We start from the raw sequence: 21,364 nt of genomic DNA, 5'->3' as shown, positions 1-21,364 counted from the left end.
CGGGGGAAGCGGGGGCGGGGCTATGGATCGGGGGCCGTGGCGGGGTGGGGACGCGGATGCCGGACGGAGCGGGGACGTGGGTTTCGGCCGATGCGGCAGCGATGGGGCGTCGGCCGCCCGCGGTGATCAGCGCCGCGGCCGTGTCCGCGGTGTCCCGCAGCAGCGCGGACAGTTCGGCGGCGGCCTGCGAGCGGGCGGCGAGCGTGTCCAGGGGTGACAGGCAGGCGGTCCCCGCCGGGACGGGGGCGGGGCCGGTGACAGGGCCGGTGACAGGGGCGGTGCGCAGGTCACAGCGCAGCCGCGCGAGGGACGGACTCTCCAGGGACACCAGTGCCCCGCCCAGGTCGAGCCGGACGGGCCGCCGGTCGCCCCGTACGGAAGCGGTGGTGGCCGGCTGGGGCAGGGCTGGGTCGACCGCCACGCCCGCGGTCCACAGGGCGGTCGCCGCCCGGCGGAGCTGGGCGAGGCCGCTGCGGTGAGGCGAGTTGGCGGCCACGACCAGGTGCTCGCGGCCGTTCAGGGTGTCGCCGACGAGGGACCCGAGCTGACCGGTGCCGACCATGACGAAGACGCGGTGCCCGGCCGCGTACAGCGCCTCGACGAGCGGCCGGAAGCGGACCGGCTCCAGCAGGTGCCGGACGAACAGTTCCCGTATCCCCGCCTCCTCCTCGGGATACGGCGACGCGGTCGTCCCCGACCACAGGGTGACCGTCGGCGGGTGCAGCCGGAAGCGGCGGGCGGCGTCCTCGATCGGGGCGAGGTAGGGCCCCAGCATCGGGGTGTGGAAGCCGGACCGGAACGGAAGCACCTGTCCGATCACGCCCCGCGCCCGGAAGGACCGGACGAACGCCTCCACAGCGTCGTCGGGGCCGCACACCATGGACTGGTTCGGTGCGTTGTCGTGGGAGAGCACGAGACCGGCCGCCGCCCAGCCCTCTTCGTCGAATGCGGCGAGCACGCTCGCGGCGGAGGCTCCGACCGCTGCGAAGGCCACCCCCGGCACGGCCAGGGTGTCGGGGTCGAACGACGCCAGGAACTCGCTCACCGCGTCCGCCGCGTACATGCCCGCCGCCGCCATGGCGGTCCACTCGCCGACACTGTGCCCGGCGACCGCGGCCGGGACGACGCCCATCCGGCGCAGCGCGGTGTCGAGCAGCCGGCCCACGGAGAAGACCTGCACGCCGTGCCGTCCCACATCTCCCACGACCGCGTCCGACCGGGCGCCCGGCAGGCCGAAGTGGGCGGCGACGTCGTCGGTGTGGGCCGCGAAGTCGGCCTCCAGTCCGGGGAAGAGGAACACCGGCCCGCCGCCGAGGCGGTTCGGCGTGAACCACACGTCGCTGCGGCCCTGCCAGGCACGCCCCTTGGCGACGGCCCTGCGCGCGAGCGCCAGCTTCCGGGCGGTCGGGCCGACGACGCCGAGCCGGGCGCCGCCCGCGGACGCGTGCGCTCGGCCGGCGTCGAGTCCGGCGGCCAAAACGGCGGAGTCGTCGGTGTCCAGCAGTCCGGCCAGGCCCTCGGGGCTGTCGGCGGCGAGCAGGAGCACCCGCTCGGGCTCGGTCACGACCGCTCGGGGGCGGCGCGGCGTCCGGGCACCCGGCGCCTCCTCCAGCACGAGGTGGGCGTTGATGCCGCCGAACCCGAACGCGTTGACCGCCGCCCGCCGCACCGGCCGCCCGGGCGTGGTCTGCCACGGTTCCGCCTCGGCCAGCGGACGGAACCGGGTGGCGGCGAGGGCGGGGTGCGGGTCGTCGCAGTGCAAGGTCGGCAGGAGCGTGCCGTGGTGGACGGCGAGGGCGGCCTTGATCAGGCCGGCCACCCCGGCGGCGGGCATGGTGTGGCCGATCATCGACTTCACGGAGCCGATGACCGCGCTCTCACCCGGCCCGAACACCTCGGTCAGTGTGGCGAGTTCGGCGGCGTCGCCGGCCGGGGTCGCGGTGCCGTGCGCCTCCAGCAGACCGATCGAGCCGGGCTCGGCCGGGTCGAGGCCCGCCGCGCGCCATGCCTGGCGTACGGCGTGGGCCTGTCCGGCCGAGTCCGGGTGGACGAGACTCGCGGCGCGGCCGTCGCTCGCCACGCCGGTGCCGCGGATGACGGCGTAGATCCGGTCGCCGTCACGCTCGGCGTCGGCCAGCCGCTTGAGGACGACCACCCCCGTGCCCTCGCCGATCAGGATGCCGTCGGCGTCCCGGTGGAAGGGGCGGATGCGCTGGCTCGGGGAGAGCGCGCGGAGCTGGGAGAAGACGCTCCACAGGGTGATGTCGTGGCAGTGGTGCACTCCCCCGGCGAGCATCACGTCGCAGCGTCCTGCGGCGAGTTCGGTCACCGCCTGGTCGACCGCGACGAGCGACGAGGCGCAGGCGGCGTCCACGGTGTAGGCGGGGCCACGCAGATCGAGGCGGTTGGCGACCCGTGAGGCCGCGAGGTTGGGCACCAGGCCGATGGCCGACTCCGGACTGTCGGGGCCCAGACGGTCGGTGAACGCCTGCCGGACGTGGGCGAGTTGGCCGGGCGTCAGGTCGGGCAGCAGCTCGCCCAGGGTGCGCACGAGCTGTCCCGCCGTACGGACCCGCTGGTCGAGCCGGACCAGGCCGGGGGTGAGGTAGCCGCCCCGGCCGAGGACGACACCGACGCGGTGCCGGTCGGGCAGCCGGTCCTCGCCGCCCGCGTCGGCGAGGGCTTCGGCGGCCACGCGCAGGGCGATGAGCTGGTCGGGCTCGGTGCCGGCCACCGAGGTGGGCATGATCCCGAACCGGGTGACCTCCACCTCGGCCAGCGAGTCGACGAAGCCGCCGCGCCGGCAGTACACCTGGTCGGCGACGGCCCGGCCGGGCGCGGGGCCTTCCCGGTAGTAGGCGTCGGTGTCCCAGCGCCCTTCCGGTACGTCGGTGATGGCGTCCCTGCCGTGCAGCAGGTTGTGCCAGTAGGCGTCCAGGCCGGCGGCGTCCGGCAACAGCACGGACATGCCCACGATGGCCACGGGGACTTGACGGGGTGTCATCTCACCAGCCCGAGGCGGTGTAGACGACGGCCCGGTCCGACTCGTCGCCCCAGGCGAGCTCACGCAGCAGCGCCGCGGTGCCCTCCTCGGGGTCGATCAGCTGGATGCCGCGCCGGGCGTACTCGCGCCCGAGCTCCGGTGTCACCATGCCGGTGTGACGGCCGGTGGGCGCCCAGGGGCCCCAGTGCACGGTCAGTGCCCGGCGTCCGGTGCGGGCGGCCCAGTCGGCGCCGAGGCACTGGAGGGCGTCGTTGGCGGCCGCGTAGTCGGCCTGGCCGCGGTTGCCGAGGACGGCGGAGACGCTGCCGAACAGGACGGCGAACGCGGGTCCCCCCGGCAGTTCCTCCAGCGCCGTCAGCAGGGCCCTGGCACCGCTCGTCTTGGTGTCGTACACCCGCTGGAAGGACTCGGTGCTCTTCTCGGCGATCAGCCGGTCCTCGATCACGCCGGCCGCGTAGACCACTCCGTCCAGACGGCCGTGCTCGGCGTATATCTCCTTCACGGCCTGGCGGGCGGCCTCCGAATCCCGGAAGTCGACGCAGTGGTACCGGGCCGGGCTGCCGAGCGCCTCCAGTTCCGCCAGGGTGGCGGTGATCTCGCGCTGGGCCAGGACGACCTGGACCGTGCGGTTGATCTCGGCGGGGGTGAGTCCGCCGCGGGTGGCGATCGCCGCGCGCAGTTCGGCGGGGGTGCGGGCAGCCGCCGTCAGCGCGTCCTCACCGCCGGTCGGGGCGGGTGTCCTGCCGAGCAGTTCGAGCCGGCAGCGGGAGGCCGAGGCGAGCGCGGCGGCTAACTTCGCGGTGATACCGCGGGCCCCGCCGACCAGCAGCACCACGCCGTCCCGGTCCAGGCCCAGCGCCGCGGCCTCGGCGGCTCCGTCACCGGCCGGTCCGGCTCCGCTGGTGGCCGGCGGGCCGAGCGGGGCCTCGACCAGTTCCAGCCCGTGCCGGCCCGCTGCCGTGCGCAGCACGACCGGTGTGTCGGGCTCGGGTGCCGCCAGTTCGGCGAGCAGCGCGTCGGCGACGGCCGCGGGCGAGGTGTCCTCGAGGTCGACGACCCGCGCGACGGTCTGCGGGTACTCGCGCGCGATCGTACGGAACAGGCCGTGCAGCCCGGCCGAGCGCAGGCCGTCCGCCGGGCGCACGGCCAGCAGTCGGCGTGGACCGCGGCTCAGGGCGGCCTGGAACACGGGGAAGGCGGCAGGCAGTACGGGCGGGCCGGTGGGGGTGAGGGAGTCGAGGTGGAGGACGGCGTCCACCGGGCCGTCGGTGTCCGTGAGGAGGCCTTCGGGGGCGAGGAGGCGCGCGTGGGCGCCGTGTGCGGTGAGTCGGGCCAGGACTTCGCGGGGCGCGTCCCCGCCGTCCCCGACGAGGACGAACCGCCGGCCCGCCAGGGCGGAGGACGCGTCGGCGGGAGCGCCGGCGTCCTGGTGCTCCAGGAGGACGGGCCGGAGCTGCAAGCGCTTGGGCGGCTCGCCGGTCATCGGGGCCGGGGCCTGTGCTTCGCCGGTCACCGGGGGGTGCTCGGCGGTGGCCTGCGCGTCGTCGGCCGCCCCGCCGTGCCCGGCGGCCCGTGTATCGCGGGTCACGGTGGCAGGCTGCCCGACGGCCTGTCGCTCGCCGGTCACCGTCGGGGGCTCCTGCGGTTCGGTCCGCGCGGCGGGACCGTCGCCCTCGTCGGCCCCCGTGAGCCGTTCCGCGAGCCACGCGGTCACCGCGGCGGCGGTGCGGGCCTTGGCCAGGTCCTCCAGCTCGGCGTCCCCCAGCGCGGTGGCCTCAATACCGGCTCCGATGCCCAAGCGCCGCGCCAGTTCACCGGCGATCTCGGCCCGCTTGATCGAGTCGATGCTGAGGTCCGCCTCCAGGTCGAGGCCGGGCTCGATCATGTCGACGGGGTAGCCCGTGCGTTCGCCGATGATCTCCAGCACCGTCCGGAGCACGTCCGCCTCCGGGATCGACGCGGGCGGGGGCATCGGCGCTGCCGGCGGTGGGGGTACGGGCTGTCGGGTCGTCGGCGCCTCGACCGGAGGCAGGGCTCGTTCCCGGGGGACGGTGGGTGCGGGCGCCGTCCACTCCTGCGGCGCCGCTCCGAAGTGCGTCAGCATCACGTCGCGTTGCGCCGCCACCATCTCCCGGCTGGTACGGAGGAAGTCGGCGACCAGCGCGTCCCGGTCGGCCGGGGAAGGGACACCTTCCGGGTGGTTCGTCGTCACAGTCGTCTCCACAACACGTCGGGCCGGTGCGAGGGCACCGGGGAGGAGTTCTCCGGCGGCGGTGCGGACCAGATGTCCGTCCACCGTCCAGCCGGGCCGTGCGGGCGCGGGGGTCCGGGTCGCGTCGACGGCGTCGCGTCCCTGGAAGAGCCGTCCGGCGCTCAACGGCACACCGGCGACGACCAGTTGGGCCAGCGCGTCGAGCCAGCCGCGCAGTCCGCCGCCGGGGCGCGGTTCGCAGGCGACGGTGCGGTGCGGGCGGTCGCCGAGGATGCGGTCCACCAGCCGGGTGAGGACGGAGCCGGGCCCCGCCTCGACGAAGATCCTCGCCCCGGCCGCGTACATGGCCTCGACCTGCGTGACGAAGCGGACCGGAGCGCCGATCTGGGCGGCGAGTTCGGCGCGGACGGCGTCGGCGTCGTCGCCGTACGGCGCGCCGGTGCGGTTGGCGAACACCGGGAACTCCGGAGCGCGGACGGTCCGCCCCGCGAGCGCCTCCGCGAACCGCTCGCCGGCCCCGGCCACCAGCGGGCTGTGAAAGGCGCAGGCCACGGGGATCCGCTTGGCCGCGAGACCGGCTTCGCGCAGCAGCCGTACGGCGGTGGCGACCGCCTCCGTCGGGCCGGAGATCACGGTCTGCGCGGGCGAGTTGTGGTTGGCGACCACGACCGACGCGGGGGCGCCGGCCTCACGCAGGGCCCGCTCGACGCCGTCGGCGTCGGCGGAGACCGCGGCCATGGTCCCCGGGTCGTCCTCTCCGGTGGCCGAGAGGATCGCCGCCGCACGCCCGGTGCTCAGGTCCAGGAGTGTCTCGGGGTCGATCGCACCGGCCGCGCACAGGGCGACCAGTTCGCCGTAGCTGTGCCCGGCCGCCATGTCCGGCCGTACGCCGACGGCGGTGAGCAGGGCGTGGGCGGCGAGCCCGGCGATGCCCAGCGCGGGCTGGGCGGCCCGGGTGTCGGTGAGGGCGGCCCGGCGGCGGTCCCGGGCGGCCTCGTCGAACGGGGTGGGCGGGTAGAGCACGCCGGCGTGGTCGCGGCCGAGGTGCAGGTAGCGCTGGAGTTCGGGGAAGGCGATGAACAGGTCGGCGAGCATTCCGGGGCGCTGGCTGCCCTGGCCCGGGAAGAGGAAGGCGACCTTGCCCTCGACGACGCCCTCGCCCTCGTCGCCGTCCGCGCCTCCGTCCTCGCGGCCGACCGCCCCCCTGCCCGTGCGATGGATCCCGTGCGCCGGGTCGTGCTCCCCGGCCAGGGCCCGGCGCAGCTGTCCGATCAGCCCGTCGACGTCCGTCGCCACCACCGCCACCCGCGCGGGTCCCTGGCCCGTGTCGAAACGCCGGGAGGCGCTCAGGGCGAGGTCGCGCAGGCGCCATGGCACGGCGTCGCCGGTCTCGGCGGCCCGCAGGACCTCCTCGATCGCGCGCCGGGCCGCCGCCCAGTCCTTCCCGCGGAAGGTGAAGAGCTCGGCGGGCCAGGCGTCGAGCCCCTGGGCCGGCGGTACGGCGTCGCCGTACGCGCCCATCACCACATGGAAGTTGGTCCCGCCGAAGCCGAACGCGCTCACCCCGGCGATCCGTTCCGCCGCCGGAGCCGCCCAGGGCCGTGCCTCGGTGTGGAAGGCGAAGGGGCTGCTGTCCTCCTGCCAGGCAGGGTTGGGCCGCTTCAGGTGCAGGGTGGGGGGCCTGACCCCGGTGTGGAGGGCCAGGACGGTCTTGATCAGGCCCGCGAGACCGGCGGCGCACTTGGTGTGCCCGATCTGGGACTTCACCGAGCCGAGGGCACAGCCGCCGGCCCGGGCGCCCGCCTCGGTGAACACCTCGGTGAGGACGGTCAGTTCGGCCTTGTCCCCGACCACGGTCCCCGTGCCGTGCGCCTCGACCAGCCCGACCTCGGCCGGTGAGACGCCCGCGTTGCGGTACGCCCGGCGCAGCGCGGCCCGCTGCCCCTCGGGGCGGGGTGCGGTCAGGCCGAGCGAGCGGCCGTCGCTGGAGCTGCCGAGGCCCTTGATCACGCCGTAGATCCGGTCGCCGTCGCGTTCGGCGTCCGCGAGGCGCTTCAGGACCACGCAGGCGACGCCCTCGCCAAGCGCGATGCCGTCCGCCGAGCTGTCGAAGGCGCGGGACCGGCCGGTCGGCGAGAGGGCGTGCACGGAGGCGAAGAGCAGGTAGTCGTTGATGCCGTTGTGCAGATCGGCTCCGCCGCAGAGCACCACGTCGCTGGTGCCGCCGACCAGTTCCTTGCACGCGACGTCCACCGCGGCCAGCGACGAGGCACACGCGGCGTCCACCGTGTAGTTGGCGCCGCCGAGGTCGAGGCGGTTGGCGATGCGGCCCGAGATGACGTTGGCCAGCAGGCCCGGGAAGGTGTCCTCGGTGAGCCGGGGCAGCTGGTCCCGGATCCCTTCGGGGATCTCGCCGTAGTACGACGGCAGTACGGCCCGCAGGGTGGTCGCGTTGGAGAGGTCGCTGCCCGCCTCGGCGCCGAAGACGACGGAGGTGCGCGTGCGGTCGAACTCTCGCCCCCGCTCTCCGTATCCGGCGTCGTCCAGTGCCCGTGCGGCGGCCTCCAGAGCCAGTAGCTGGACGGGCTCGATGCTGCCCAGCGAGGCCGGCGGGATGCCGTGGCGCAGCGGGTCGAAGGGGATCCGCGGCAGGAAGCCGCCCCACTTCGACGGCGTGGCACCACCTTCCGGCGCGTAATGCACGCCGGTGTCCCAGCGCTCGGACGGGACCTCGCCGACCGCGTCGTGACCGGCGAGGACGTTCGCCCAGAAGGCGGCGAGGTCGGGGGCGCCGGGGAACATGCAGGCCATGCCGACGACGGCGATGTCCAGCGGGGCGGGCGGTTCCTCGGCCGTCGCGGTGACCGGCTCGTTCCTCAGCGCCGCGGTCCGGCCGGTGAGGAAGTCCGCGGCCCCTCGGGTCACCGAGCGGTGCAGCGCGCCGACGGTGGTGGTCGACGAGCGGAGCACGGCCACCTCTCCGGCCATGAACATGCCCTCGGTGAGCTGGCGTTCGTCGTCTACAGGTGCCAACTCGCCTGTGGTGTCCCGCTCCACGCCCTTGCTGGCGATGCGCAGCCGACCGACGTTGAGCCGCTCCAGTTCCTCCCAGACCCGGCGGTCGGACGCGCCCCGGGCGCGCAGCGCGCCCTCGAACTTCTCGTAGCCGTCGCTGAACGGGCTGGGCACACAGCGGGTGGCGTGCCCGGGCGCGGTCCGCAGCAGGGTGGTCCGCCGGGCCCGTAAGACCTGCTCCTGGAAGAGGGGCCGTACCGCACCGCAGGTCACCGCCTCCTCGGTGAACAGGTAGGCGGTACCCATGAGGACGCCGACGCGGGCGCCGCGTGCGGTCAGGGGTGCGGCGAGGGCCGCGACCATCGCGGCCGACCGTTCGTCGTGGATGCCGCCCGCGAAGAACACCTCGACGGTCGTCGCCGTGTCGTCGTCGGCGTGGTCCAGGAAGTCCTCCAGTACGGCGAGTTGGGCTTCCCAGAGGGGAAAGCTGCCGCGAGGGCCGACGTGGCCGCCGCACTCCGAGCCCTCGAAGACGAACCGGCGCGCTCCCGCTTCGAGGAACTGCCGCAGCAGTCCCGGCGAGGGGACGTGCAGGAAGGTCCGGATTCCCTCCCGCTCCAGTGCCTCGGCCTGCGCTGGCCGCCCGCCCGCGATGATCGCATGCGTCGGCTTCGCCTCCCGTACGGCGTCGAGCTGGGCCTTCCTGACGTCCTCCGGCGCGAACCCGAGCACCCCCACGCCCCACGGCCGGCCCGGAACAGCGGCCTGGGTCTCGGTCATCAGGGCCCGCGCCTGGTCCCCGTTCGCCAGGGCCAGCGCCAGGAACGGCAGGGCCCCCTCGGCGGCGACGGCGGCGGCGAACCCGGCCTGGTCACTCACCCGGGTCATCGGGCCCTGGGCGACGGGCAGTTCGGTGCCGAGCGCTCGGCTCATCGCAGAGCCGGGGAGCAGGGAGCTCCCGTCTTCGCTCTCCCGTACGGCGGCGGTCAGCGCGCGCACGACGGCGCCCGCGTCCCTCCAGCGTTCGGCGAAGCGGGCGGCGAGGAAGCCGTCCTCGCCGACGGGCAGCAGCTGGGTGCGGGCATCCCGCGCGCCGAGCACGGCCGACATCCGGGCCGGGTCGTCCGGGGCCGCCTCGGGGGTGTTCGGGCCGCGGCGGTGCAGTATCCGGTGGCCGGCCACGACGGCGGTTTCGGAACCGTCCATGGAACGCAGCGCCGTGGCCACGGCCTCGGGGATGCCCGACTCGGCGAGCAGGGCCAACTGGCTGTCCAGGACGACCCCGGCCGCTCCGCCGGCCACCGCCGCGGCAGCGGTGCGGGGGCCGATGCCGCCGCACGCCCAGACCGGGAGGTCGACGCCCGGCGCGGCGAGCAGGTGCTGGAGCAGGACGAAGGTGCTGAGCTCCCCCACCCGGCCGCCGCTCTCGCTGCCCCGGGCGATCAGGCCGTGCGCACCGGCATGGACGGCCGCGAGGGCCTGCTCCAGGTCGGTGACCTCGACGAGGACGCGGTGTGCGGCGGCGACGTCTTCGATCCGCCACGCGGCGTCGACACCGAGGACGACGGTGTGCGGGCCGCCGCCTGGTGCGAGTTCTCCGGGGTCCGTCCGGCAGTGCGCCGCGACGCGCACACCGAACCGGCCGGGTGCCCATTGCCGCAGCCGCGCCAGGGCCTCCCGGGATGTCCGGTCGCCCGCTCCCAGGTCGAGTACGCCGAGTCCGCCGGCGCGGCTGACGGCGGCGGCGAGCCTGGCGTCCGGTTCATGGAACGGGGTGATTCCAATGATCACGTCTTCGGTGCGCACAGCAGATGTCATGATTCTCCGAATGAACGGTGAAAGCTCATGGTGGGGGGTTCGGCCTTCCGACGACGAATTCGCTCACGAGGGCATGCCCGGCGCGGTTTTCAAGACGGCCGCGAGAATTGCGCATGGGAACTGATGGAAAGCTAGACCCACGGCCGTCCGCCGGTCAACGTGACTTGGAAACTCGCGGTGAAAATACGGTGGAGGATCAGGATGACGCGTGATTCGCCGCCACGTACCCGAATACCGCCGAGGCGGCGATGCTGGCTCCCGCACCGGGATATTTCCGACCCATCACGGAGGCGGTGCAGTTGCCCGTGGCGTACAGACCGGCGATCGGTTCGCCCTCGGTGTCGAGCACCCGGGAGAATTCGTCACACAGAATTCCCCCGCTCGTGCCGATGTCTCCCGGGTAGAGGGCGACGGCGTAGAAGGGCGGCTTGGAGACAAGGCCCAGGCAGGGGTTCGGTCCGTGGGTGATGTCACCGTAGTACTTCTCGTGGTCGCCCTCTCCACGGTGAAAGTCCTCGTCGACGCCCGCTCCGGCAAATCGATTGAATCTTTCCACTGTTTTCACCAGGCCACCGGCGTCGATTCCGCATTGGCGGGCCAGATCTTCCAGGCTGTCGCCGCGCTTCATCGCGCCGGCGGCAATCCACGCCTTCGGCGTGCGGCCGGGCGGGGACATTCCGAACGGATAGTGGCTGCGGTGCCGGGAGTCGATGACGAGCCAGGAGGGAATGGCGCCGCCGAACTCACGTTCGTGCGCATACATGCGCTGGCCGGCCTCCTGATAGGCGACCGCCTCGTTGAAGTATCTCCGGCCCGCCGCGTCGACGATGATCGCCCCCGGTTTGCTGCGTTCGGAAAGGCACATGTTGGGGGTTCCGTCGGGCATGATCCACGAGGGCATCCACCACGCCTCGTCGAGCAGGTCCGTCGCGGCTCCGTGCTTCACGGCGATCCGGATGGTCTCCCCCGTGTCGCCCGGGTTGGCCGAGGTCCACCGGGTGCTGGTGGGTCTGCCTCCGGAGTGCCGTTCCCGCATCTCCTCGTTGCGCGCGAAGCCGCCGGCCGCGAGCAGGACACCGTCCCGCGTCCGGACACGCACGTCCCGGCCGCCCTTCTTGATGACGGCGCCGACGACCCGGCCGTCCTCGACGACCAGGTCGGTCAGCGCGGACTCCAGCCATACGGCGACGCCTCGCCGCAGCAGCACCTGGAACAGCCGGGCCGTCAGGGCGGCCCCGTTCGTCACCAGCCGCCGGCCGCGCATCCGGCCGAGCGCGGTACGCAGCCCCACCCGGGCCAGGACGGACAGCCCGATCCGTGTCCTCATCAGCATCATCGGCGCGGCCTCACCGGTGTAGACGGTGAGGCCGTCGGCGGCGCCGGGACGGATGCGGTCCTGCCACGGCCCGAGCGACCTCTTGTCGAAGGCCTCGGCCTCGATCGATCTGCCGCGCGCCGACCCGCCCTCGCATCCCCGGACGCCGGAGTAGTAGTCGCTGTAGCCCTCGCAACGCCGGAACTCAAGGCCCTCGGACTCCAGAAAGTCGACCATCTCGACACCGGCGTTGATGTAGGCCAGCCTGCGGGCGTGCGACGACGCCGGCCCGGCGTCCCCGACGACGGTCTCGAAGTAGCTGAGCGCGGCATCGACCGAATCGGGCACGCCCTCACGTCGCATCAGCGGGTTGCACGGAAGCCACAGCACCCCACCCGACATGCAGGTCGACCCGCCGAACCGGTCGGACTTCTCCACGACGACAACCTGCTTGCCGAGCGCGCGTGCGCGCACCGCTCCCACGACACCGGCGCCGCTGCCCACCACCAGGAAGTCGGTCGAGTGGTCCCAATCGGTCAACGACCTGCCTCCTTCGGGGCCGAGGTGCGGCAGCCCGGTGCCGGGTGCCGACAGACGCGGTCAACCGTAGGTACGCCGGATCAGGCGCCGCGACGGCTCTCCCGCTGAGTGGAACGGCCCTGCGGCCGGGGCCGGTTCGGACGCGCGCCGCCTACGAGCCCTGGCCGGCGGTCGTCACCGTCTCCCGCCACGGCGCTCGAGCGGCGATGGCCTGCTGCCACCGGTGGATCGCCTTCGGCGGCATACCGACCGCGACGGCGCCGACGAGCCGGTCGCCACCGCGGTAGGCGGCCAGGAACCGGTGCTGCGCCAGGTCCCCGTCGACGACGGCCACCTCCTCGTGCCCGCGCAGCCAGCCGTACGCCTGGACTCTGACGTCGTACTGGTCGGACCAGAAGTAGGGCACCGGTGCGAACGGCTTCGAACCGTCCGGGCGGAGCAGGTTGCGTGCGGCCGCCATGGCCTGCTCGGCGGCGTTCGTGCGGTGCTCGATCCTCATCGACAGGCCGAACAGCGGGTTGTGCCAGCGTGCGACGTCGCCGGCCGCGTACACGCCGGGTGCGGCCCGGCAGTACTCGTCGCAGACCACGCCGTCGCCCACGTCCAGGCCGCTGTCCGCCAGCCAGTCGACGCTCGGCACGGAGCCGACCGCGACCAGCACCGCGTCGCCCTCCACCACCTCACCGTCTGCCAACGTCACCGTGTTCGAGCTCACTTGGGTGACGGTGACCCCGCAGCGCAGCGTCACCCCGTGGTCCCGGTGGGACTGGGCGAGCACCTCGCCGACCTGCTCCCCCACCGCGTGGGCCAGGGGGACCGGCGCCGGTTCGAGGAGGACCACGTCGCAGCCGCGGGACCGGGCGACGGAGGCGGCCTCCGCGCCGAGGAATCCGGCCCCGACCACGACCAGACGGCGGCCCGGCTCCAGTCCGTCGCGCAGGGCGAGGGCGTCGTCGAGGGTGCGCAGGACGTGGGCGCCGTCGCCCGGGAGGCGCCGGGGGCGTACTCCGGTGGCGATGACCAGACCGTCGTACGGCACCCGCGTTCCGTCCGCCAGGCGCACCAGCCGGCCGGCCAGGTCCAGGCCGGTGGCGGCGGTCCGGAGGCGGAGGTCGAGGCGCAGGACGTCGATGTCGGTCTCGGAGCGCAGCGTGAGACGGTCGGCGTCCCACTGGCCGGTGAGGAGTTGCTTGGACAGGGGCGGGCGGTCGTAGGGCAGGTGCGGTTCGTCGCCGACGAGGGTGAGGGTGCCCTTGTATCCCTCTCGGCGCAGGGTCTCGGCGGCGGTGAGACCGGCGACCGAGGCACCCACGACCACGATCCGGTTCACCGCCGCTCGGTCGCGTTCTGCACGCATGGTCGTCCTACCTTCTTGAGAGGGGCCAGGTGTGTCCGCGCTGCTCCGGGAGGCGACCAGGATTCAATCACCTGATTGAATTCCGTGCCAGGGCGGCCGGGAACATCACCGCCGAGGAGTACATGAACGCGCGTTACCGGTACCGTGGCGGACATGGCGGACAGAAGTGTCCGGGCCGAGCAGGTCCGAGCGACTCGGGAACTCATCCGGAACACGGCGGAACGGCTGTTCGCCGAGCGCGGCGTCTACGCGGTGTCCAACCGTCAGATCAGCGAGGCCGCGGGGCAGGGCAACACCGCCGTGGTCGGCTATCACTTCGGCACCAAGGCGGACTTGGTGCGGGCGATCGCCCGCCATCACGCGGAGCGGGTCGAGCACCTGACCGTGCGGCTGCTGGCCGAGGCCGACGGTTCCGCCGAACTGCGGGACTGGGTGGGGTGCCTGGTGCGGCCGTGGCCGGAGTACCTGGCGGAGCTGGGCAGCCCCACCTGGTACGCCCGCTTCTGCGCCCAGGTCCTGGTCGATCCCGTGCTCAACGAGATCGTGGTGGACGAGACCCTCACCTCGCCCGCGCTGCGGCAGGTCCTCGACGGCCTCCACCGCTGCCTGCCCGACCTGCCGGCCGCGGTGCGCGCGGAACGCACCGCCATGACCCGGAACGTGATCCTGCACATGTGCGCGGAGCGCGAGCGCGACCTCGCCCTCGGCGCCACCACTCCGAGGTCCAGCTGGAACGATGCCGCCACCGGCCTGGTCGACGCGATCGTCGGGCTGTGGACCGCGCCTGTCACGGATGCTTCCTGACGCTCAGCCAACTTTCCCTGCCCCAACCTCCATTACGCCCACCCAAGAATTTTTCAATCAACTGATTGACGTGGCATCCGGGCAGGAGTTCACTCAGAGGCGCGGACGACGGAGCCCCGGCCAAGGGGTTCCGTCGGATCGCGCACGCATCCGGTAGATCATCCCCGGCGTCAGGGGTGAGGGACCGCCACGTCACCGGTCAGTGGTCGGTCCGTCCTTTCCGCACGCTCCTTGACGGAGTGTCACTCTGCCGCCGTACCCGCCTCGCCGCGGTCGCCCCCCGACTCACCGCCGACCGCCGGTCCCGACGCGCCGCCGTGCTCTGCGGCGATGAGGAGCACCCCGTGAAAGTAACCGTCGAGCAGGACAAGTGCGTTGCGGCCGGCCAGTGTGCGGCCGCCGCGCCGGACGTGTTCGACCAGCGTGACGAGGACGGCGTCGTCGTGCTGCTGACCGACGGCCCGTCCCCCGAACTGGCCGACGCCGTTCGGCATGCGGCAGCCGCCTGCCCCGCGCTGGCGATCCATGTCGCGGAATGACCACCCGGCCGACACCTTGAGGATGACGATGTCCGACGCACTGACAGACACCGCGACCGACCCGCAGGCCCAGGCCCCCCGGTGGCCGATGCCCCGAGCGGAAGGCTGCCCGTTCGATCCTCCCCCGGCCCTGCGGGCGCTCACCGCCGACAAGCCGCTGGCCAGAGTGCGGATCTGGGACGGCACCACACCCTGGATCGTCACCGGCCACGCCGAACAGCGGGCTCTGCTCGGTGATCCCCGGGTCAGCGCCGACGAGCGACTGCCCGGTTTCCCGCACTGGCACGAGGGCGCGGCGGCCGCGGTGCCGTACCGGCCGCGTTCCGTCTTCAACTCCGATGCTCCGGAGCACACCCGCTTCCGCCGGATCATGACCGGTCCGTTCACGTTCAAGCGGGTGGAGGCGCTGCGCCCCGCCATCCAGAAGATCACCGACCATCTCATCGACGCGATGCTCGCAGGGCCGAAACCGGCCGACCTCGTCGAGGCGCTGGCGCTCCCGCTGCCCACGCTGATGATCAGCGAACTCCTCGGAGTGCCCTACGAGGACCACGAGTTCATCCAGGAGTACGCCGCCCGGGGAATCGCCCACGAGGTGTCCGCCGAGGAGAACGCGCGGACCTTCATGGCGCTCAACGAATACCTGGTGGGGCTGGTCGAGAAGAAGGCCGCCGAACCCGCGGACGACGCCCTGTCCGACATCGCGGCCCGCGTCACCGCCGAGGACCTCTCGGCGTCCGAGGCGGCCATGATGGGCCTGGGGCTGCTGATCGCGGGCCACGAGACCAGCGCCAACATGATCGCGCTCGCCGTCCCGGCCCTGCTGGACAACCCCGAGCAGCTGGCGCTCCTGCGTGATTCCGACGATCCGAAGGTCGTCGCGGGCGCGGTGGAGGAGCTGCTGCGCTACCTGGGCATCATCCACGGCGGCCAGCGGCGCATCGCCAAGGAGGACATCGAGATCGGCGGTGAGGTGATCCGCGCCGGCGAAGGCATCATCATCGAGCTCTTCAGCGCCAACCGGGACGCGGCCGTCTTCCCCGAGCCCGACCGGCTGGACCTGCGGCGGGAGAACGCCCGTCATCACAACGCGTTCGGCTTCGGCATCCACCAGTGCGTGGGACAGCAACTCGCCCGCGTGGAGCTCCAGGTCGTCTACGGCACCCTCTTCCGCCGGATCCCCACGCTGGCCCTGGCGACGCCGCGCGAGGGCATCGAGTTCAAGCACGAACGGCTCGCCTACGGCGTCCACTCACTCCCGGTCACCTGGTAAGGGGACGACGATGGCCGAAGAACTGTCGGGCAGGGTCGCCGTGGTCACCGGCGGCGCGGCGGGCCTGGGCCGGGCGACCGTCGAGCGGCTCCTGGAGGACGGGGCCCGCGTCGTCGTCGCCGATCTCGACCGGGACACCGGTGAGTCCCTGGCCGAGGGCTGCGGCCCGGAGGTCCGCTTCCGGCAGACGGACGTCGCGGTCGCGGAGCAGGTCCAGGAACTCGTCGCCTTCGCGGTGGAGGAGTTCGGCGGACTGCACCTCATGGTGAACAACGCCGGTATCGCAGGCGTCATGCACACGAGCCTGCTGGACGAGGACTTCGCCGATTTCCAGCGCGTCCTCTCCGTCAATCTGCTCGGCGTGATGACCGGCACCCAGGCCGCCGCCCGGCACATGGTGGCCAACGGCGGCGGCTCCATCGTCAACCTCAGCTCCATCGGCGGTGTGCAGGCCGGACCCAGCGTGCTGGCGTACCGCGCCTCGAAGGCGGCGGTCATTCACTTCACCAAGTGCGCGGCCCTCGATCTCGCCGCACACGACATCCGGGTCAACTGCATCGCGCCGGGCGGCATACCGACGCGACTGCTCGCCTCCGCGACCGCGACCGCGGGACCGGAAGCCGAGGAGATCAACAAGAAGATCCGCGCTCACATGGCGGCCACCCAGCCGCTGGGACGGCTCGGCACCGCCCGGGACGTCGCGGAGGCCGTCACCTACCTCGCCGGGGACCGGTCGCTGCACGTCACCGGGACCGTGCTCACGGTCGACGGCGGAACCACGGCGGGCCAGAAGCCGCTGCGGCCCGCATCGGCCTCGTGAGAACGCGCACGAACTCGACGCGCACGAACTCGTCAGCGAGCGAACTCGTCAGCGCACGAACCTCGGGAGCATCCATGAAGGTGGACGGCACACTCGGCAAGTGGGGCGCCACCGAGGTCATCGCCGAGGCCCGGCGGCACGAAGGCGCGGGCTACGACGGGCTGTGGGCCTCCGAGGCCGCTCACGACCCGTTCCTGCCGCTGCTCCTGGCGGCCGAGCACACCTCGCGACTGGAGGTGGGCACGGCCATCGCGGTGGCCTTCGCCCGCTCCCCCATGCAACTCGCCTACACGGCACACGACTTGCAGACCTACTCCGGCGGGCGGTTCACCCTCGGCCTGGGCAGCCAGGTCAAACCGCACGTCGAGCGGCGCTTCTCGATGCCGTGGAGCAGGCCGGCCGCCCGGATGCGGGAGTACGTGGCGGCGCTGCGGGCGATCTGGGCCGCGTGGAACGACGGGACGAGACTGGACTTCCGCGGGGACTTCTACTCCCACACGCTGATGACCCCGTTCTTCTCCCCGCCGCCGGTCCCGTCCGGGCCGCCGAGGGTGCTCGTGGCCGCCGTCGGCGAGGCCATGACCGCCGTGGCGGGAGAGGTGGCCGACGGCATGCTGCCGCATGCCTTCACCACCGAGCAGTACCTGCGCAAGGTCACCCTGCCGGCGGTCGAGCGCGGGCTGGCAAAGCACGGAAGAAGCCGCGCCGACTTCTCCGTCAGCCTGCTGCTGCTCACCGCGACCGGGCGCACCGAGGAGGAGATGGCACACGCCGTGCAGCGGACACGGCGTCAGATCGCCTTCTACGGCAGCACTCCGGCCTACCGGAGCGTTCTGGAGCTGCACGGCTGGGGTGAACTCGGCGACGAGCTCAACGCGTTGTCGAAGTCCTCCCGCGAGGACAGATGGCAGGCCATGGGCGCGCTGGTCGACGACGACGTGCTGAACGCCTTCGCGGTGGTCGCGGAACCGGACCGGCTGGCCGGCGAGATCCGCCGGCGCTACGGAGACCTGGTGGACCGGGTGTCCTTCTACGCCGCCTACGACATCGACGGCGAGGTATGGGAGCCCGCGGTCCAGGAATTGCGCAAAGACCTGTAACGAAGCAACCGGAGGACAAAGATGTCCAGCCAAGCCAACACCCTGTACCCGCCCGAGGGACTGGGCGCGCCGAAGAACCGGCGTGGCCACAAGGGGAGTTCCCTGAACCTCCCTGCGGGCACCGAGATCTTCTCCGCCGACAACCACATCTCGCTGGCGGAGGACATCTTCTACGACAAGTTCCCCGAGCGGCTGAAGAACCACGCGCCGCGGGTGTGGTACGAGGACGGCGCCTACGAGCTCGGCGTGGGCGGACGGTCTTTCCTGCCGAAGGAGTTCAGCAGCGTCCTCATGCAGTACGACCCCCTGACGGGGTCGGGCTCGAACAACCTCGATGGGCGCATCGAGGAACTCGCCTCGGACGGGATCGAGAAGGAACTCGCCTTTCCCAACGCCCTGTTGGCGATGTTCTTCTACCCCGACCCGGAGGCCCGGGAGCTCACCTTCCGGCTCTACAACGAGTACATCGCAGAGCTCCAGGAACGCTCGGGCGGGCGCTTCTACGGCGTCGGGCTCATCAACTGGTGGGACGCCAAGGGCGCGCGCAAGACCCTGGAGGAGCTCAAGAGCCTCGGGATCCGGACCTTCCTCATGCCGCTGTCGCCCGGGAACGACTTGGAGGGCAACCCCATCGACTACTCGAGCACCGCCATGCGGCCCGTCTGGGAGGTGATCGAGGAGGTGGGGCTCCCGGTGTCGCACCACATCGGCGAGAGCACGCTGAAGGCGCCCTGCGAGACCAACGCCATCGCCGTCGGCATGGTGGTCAACGTCTCGCCGTTCCGGGAGGTGTGGGCGAAGTACATCTTCAGCGGCATCCTCGACCGCCACCCGGGCCTGCGCATCGGCTGGTTCGAGGGCGGAGCGAACTGGGTTCCCTCAGCCATCCAGGACGCCGAGCACATCCTCGCCTCCTACCGGCACATGCTGGACCGGCCACTGGAGCACGACGTCCGGCACTACTGGAACAACCACATGTACGCGTCCTTCATGGTCGACCCGCTCGGGCTGAAGCTGCTTGAGGACATCGGAGTGGACCGGGTGATGTGGGCCGCCGACTACCCGCACAACGAGAGCACGTTCGGCTACTCGGAGAAGTCGATCTCCATGGTCGTGGACGCCGTCGGGCCCGAGAAGGCCGCTCGCATCGTCAGCGGCAACGTCAAGGAATTCCTCGGCCTGTAGGTTTACTACTTCGTTACGGAGGCGGGAATGACCGTCATCGACCTCCCGGCCGAACCCGACCTGGCCCGTATGGGCCGCGAACGCGGCGCGCGGCTGCGTTCCGCCATGACGGACCAGGGCGTCGACGCCCTGGTCCTGCTGGGCAACACCGCGGTGACCTACGCGACCGGAGTGAGCTGGCCCCTCGGCGACTCCGGCCTGGCGCACGTGGACCGTCCCGTCGCCGTGGTGACGGTGGACGACCCGTGGCCCCATCTGTTCATGCCCTTCCGCGAGGGCAGCTCCGCGGAGTCGCTCCTGCCCTCCGACCACGTCCACCCGCCGGTCTACCTGGAGTACGACGAGGGGGTGCGGAACTTCGCCTCCGTGCTCGCCGACCTCGTGCCGGAGGCGGCGCGGGTGGCGGCCGACGAGCTGACCGGGGCGATGCGCAGGGGGCAGAAGGCGCTCTTCCCCGGCGGGATTCCCGGTGACGCCTCGATGGTCCTGGCCCAGGCCAAGCTGATCAAGACCCCGGACGAGCTGGCCTGCATCCGTGCCGCGCTGCGGATCACCGAGCAGGCCATGGCCGGCATCGAGGGGTCCCTCGCACCGGGGATGCGCCAGATCGAGCTGTCGGCCGGCTTCGTACGCCATGCCTATGAGCACGGCGCCGAGGCCAACGTCCTCGACCCCATCTGGCAGGTGATGCCGGACTCCCGGGAAGCCGGGGTGTGGACCACCCACGGCGACCTGGCCCTCCCGCTCCTGACGACCGAGCGGGAGCTGGCCAGGGGGGACGTGCTATGGACCGACGTGAGCATCAGCTACGCCGGGTACTGCTCGGACTTCGGCCGGACGTGGATCGTCGGCCAGGATCCGGCCCCGCGCCAGCGGGCGCAGTTCAGGAAGTGGTGGGAGATCCACTCCGCGGTGAAGGACGTACTGCGGGCGGGCGCCACCGCCTCCGACCTGACCCGGGCCGCCATCGAGGCCAACGGCGGCACCAAGCCCTGGCTCCCCCACTTCTACCTGGGCCACGGCATGGGCGTGGACCCTGCCGAGATGCCGTTCGTCGGCACCGACCTGGGCGAGGAGTTCGACGAGCAGCTGGTGCTCGAAGCCGGCATGGTGCTCGTCCTTGAACCGGTGGTCTGGGAGGACGGCACCGGCGGCTACCGAAGCGAGGAGGTCCTCGTGATCGAGGAAGAGGGCTGGACAGCCCTGACCGACTACCCCTACACCCCTTATGGCGACTGAGGTCCTGCCGGACGACCGTACTCTCCGCATCGGGCGGCGGGAGCGCGCGCTGGCACACATGGAAGCCCACGACCTCGATGTCCTCGTCCTCGGACGCGAGGCCAACGTCCGCTACGTCACCGGGACTCCGGGACTGTGGACCGCGGGAACCCGTCCCTTCTCCCCCGCCGCCGTGGTGGTCCGCGCCACCGGCGCCGTCCACGCCCTGATGACCTGGGACGAGGGGGTGCCCGACGACATTCCCCGCGAGCACCTCTACGGCCTGACGTGGAACCCGATGAACTGGGTGACCGCGCTGCAGGGCATCGAGGGCACGGCCACGGCCCGTCGGGTCGGCACGGACACCATCTCGCCGCTCTTCGCCGGCCTGCTGCCGATGGCCTTCCCCACGGCCGAACTGGTCGACGGCGAACCCGCCATGCGGGCCGCCCGCCGGGTCAAGACAGCCGAGGAGGTGGCGGCCCTGCGGGAGTCGGTCAGGGTCGCCGAGGACGCCCTGGCCGCGGCGGTGACCGAGCTGCGGCCGGGAACCAGCGAACGGCACCTGTCCGGCGTGCTGCTGGAGGCCGCGGCAGCCGGAGGCGTGAGCACTCCGGCGACCCAGGAGGTGGCCTGGGTGACCTCCCGGGACCACCCGTGGCGGAAGGTGGGCGGCGACGGCCGCATCGGCCCGGGCGACCTCGTGGCCTTCACCTCGGGAGTGGTCGCCCGCGGATACATCGGCGAGGTGGGCCGGACCTGGCCGGCGGACGGCGGGGGCCTCGCCACCCGCGCCCTGTACCGGCGAGGAGAGGAGCTGGGGGCACTGCTGCTCGACGCCTGCCGGCCTGGCGCCCCGGCCAGTGAGCTGCTCGCCGCGTACGACACGGCCGGTGAACCCCTGCCCCCGATGCCCGTGGCCCGCGGACTGGGCCTGGGCTTCGACGCACCCGTGGTCGCCGCCGGACTGCCGGTCACAGCCGCCGAGGAGCGGCTCGAACCCGGGATGGCACTGGCCGTGACGGGCTTCGTCTGGCAGGAGGGGACAGGGGCCGTGCTGACCCGCGAGGCCGTGCTCATCACCTCCGACGGAGCCGAACGGCTCACCTCCAGCCCCGTCTGGAAGCCCTAGTCCGGTGAGCCGGGGCCGTCGCCCCTCGGCTC

At 72.6% G+C, this 21,364-nt stretch carries 12 protein-coding genes; 8 read left to right on the top strand and 4 right to left on the bottom strand.

Annotation, left to right across the window (positions count from 1 at the left end):
- From IF54_RS0135675 to IF54_RS0135660, 4 genes are all read right to left on the bottom strand, one after another.
- Nucleotides 1–3,004 (bottom strand): type I polyketide synthase (locus IF54_RS0135675; RefSeq protein ID WP_159002271.1); only part of this gene is annotated, 3,004 nt, incomplete at its 3' end.
- A 1-nt stretch (nt 3,005) separates the two neighbouring features.
- The gene (locus tag IF54_RS0135670) at nt 3,006–10,049 is read right to left on the bottom strand and encodes a type I polyketide synthase (RefSeq protein WP_030326515.1); all 7,044 of its coding nucleotides are present in this window, start codon (nt 10,047–10,049) and stop codon (nt 3,006–3,008) included.
- A gap of 196 nt (nt 10,050–10,245) precedes the next feature.
- On the bottom strand, nt 10,246–11,904 hold the full coding sequence (locus IF54_RS0135665; protein WP_030326510.1) for an FAD-dependent oxidoreductase: 1,659 nt from the start codon (nt 11,902–11,904) through the stop codon (nt 10,246–10,248).
- Between the two features lie 151 nt (nt 11,905–12,055).
- Nucleotides 12,056–13,261, bottom strand: a complete 1,206-nt coding sequence (locus IF54_RS0135660; RefSeq protein ID WP_030326508.1) for an NAD(P)/FAD-dependent oxidoreductase — start codon at nt 13,259–13,261, stop codon at nt 12,056–12,058.
- 153 nt (nt 13,262–13,414) lie between these two features.
- Between IF54_RS0135660 and IF54_RS0135655 the strand changes: the two genes are divergently transcribed.
- From IF54_RS0135655 to IF54_RS0135620, 8 genes are all read left to right on the top strand, one after another.
- Nucleotides 13,415–14,065 carry a TetR/AcrR family transcriptional regulator gene (locus IF54_RS0135655; RefSeq protein ID WP_030326506.1) on the top strand — a complete coding sequence of 217 codons (651 nt, stop codon included), beginning with the start codon at nt 13,415–13,417 and terminating at the stop codon, nt 14,063–14,065.
- Nucleotides 14,066–14,409: 344 nt separating this feature from the next.
- On the top strand, nt 14,410–14,604 hold the full coding sequence (locus tag IF54_RS41710; protein ID WP_078852226.1) for a ferredoxin: 195 nt from the start codon (nt 14,410–14,412) through the stop codon (nt 14,602–14,604).
- Between the two features lie 28 nt (nt 14,605–14,632).
- A complete protein-coding gene (locus tag IF54_RS0135645) occupies nt 14,633–15,877 on the top strand; it encodes a cytochrome P450 (protein WP_030326499.1) in 1,245 nt (414 codons plus the stop codon).
- Nucleotides 15,878–15,887: 10 nt separating this feature from the next.
- Nucleotides 15,888–16,697, top strand: coding sequence for an SDR family NAD(P)-dependent oxidoreductase (locus IF54_RS0135640; RefSeq protein WP_030326497.1), 810 nt, complete (start codon nt 15,888–15,890; stop codon nt 16,695–16,697).
- 74 nt (nt 16,698–16,771) lie between these two features.
- Nucleotides 16,772–17,797 (top strand): TIGR03617 family F420-dependent LLM class oxidoreductase, encoded by a 1,026-nt coding sequence (locus IF54_RS0135635; RefSeq protein WP_030326492.1) that lies wholly within the window; start codon nt 16,772–16,774, stop codon nt 17,795–17,797.
- A gap of 21 nt (nt 17,798–17,818) precedes the next feature.
- Nucleotides 17,819–18,982 carry an amidohydrolase family protein gene (locus IF54_RS0135630; protein ID WP_030326490.1) on the top strand — a complete coding sequence of 388 codons (1,164 nt, stop codon included), beginning with the start codon at nt 17,819–17,821 and terminating at the stop codon, nt 18,980–18,982.
- A 27-nt stretch (nt 18,983–19,009) separates the two neighbouring features.
- The gene (locus tag IF54_RS0135625) at nt 19,010–20,221 is read left to right on the top strand and encodes a M24 family metallopeptidase (protein WP_030326488.1); all 1,212 of its coding nucleotides are present in this window, start codon (nt 19,010–19,012) and stop codon (nt 20,219–20,221) included.
- Nucleotides 20,211–21,332, top strand: a complete 1,122-nt coding sequence (locus IF54_RS0135620; protein WP_030326486.1) for a M24 family metallopeptidase — start codon at nt 20,211–20,213, stop codon at nt 21,330–21,332. Before IF54_RS0135625 ends, IF54_RS0135620 begins: the two co-directional genes overlap by 11 nt.
- Nucleotides 21,333–21,364: the final 32 nt, after the last annotated feature.

This window comes from Streptomyces sp. NRRL B-3229 (genome assembly GCF_000719505.1).
Lineage (GTDB): Bacteria > Actinomycetota > Actinomycetes > Streptomycetales > Streptomycetaceae > Streptomyces > Streptomyces griseorubiginosus.
This window is presented reverse-complemented; position numbering and strand designations above follow the sequence as displayed.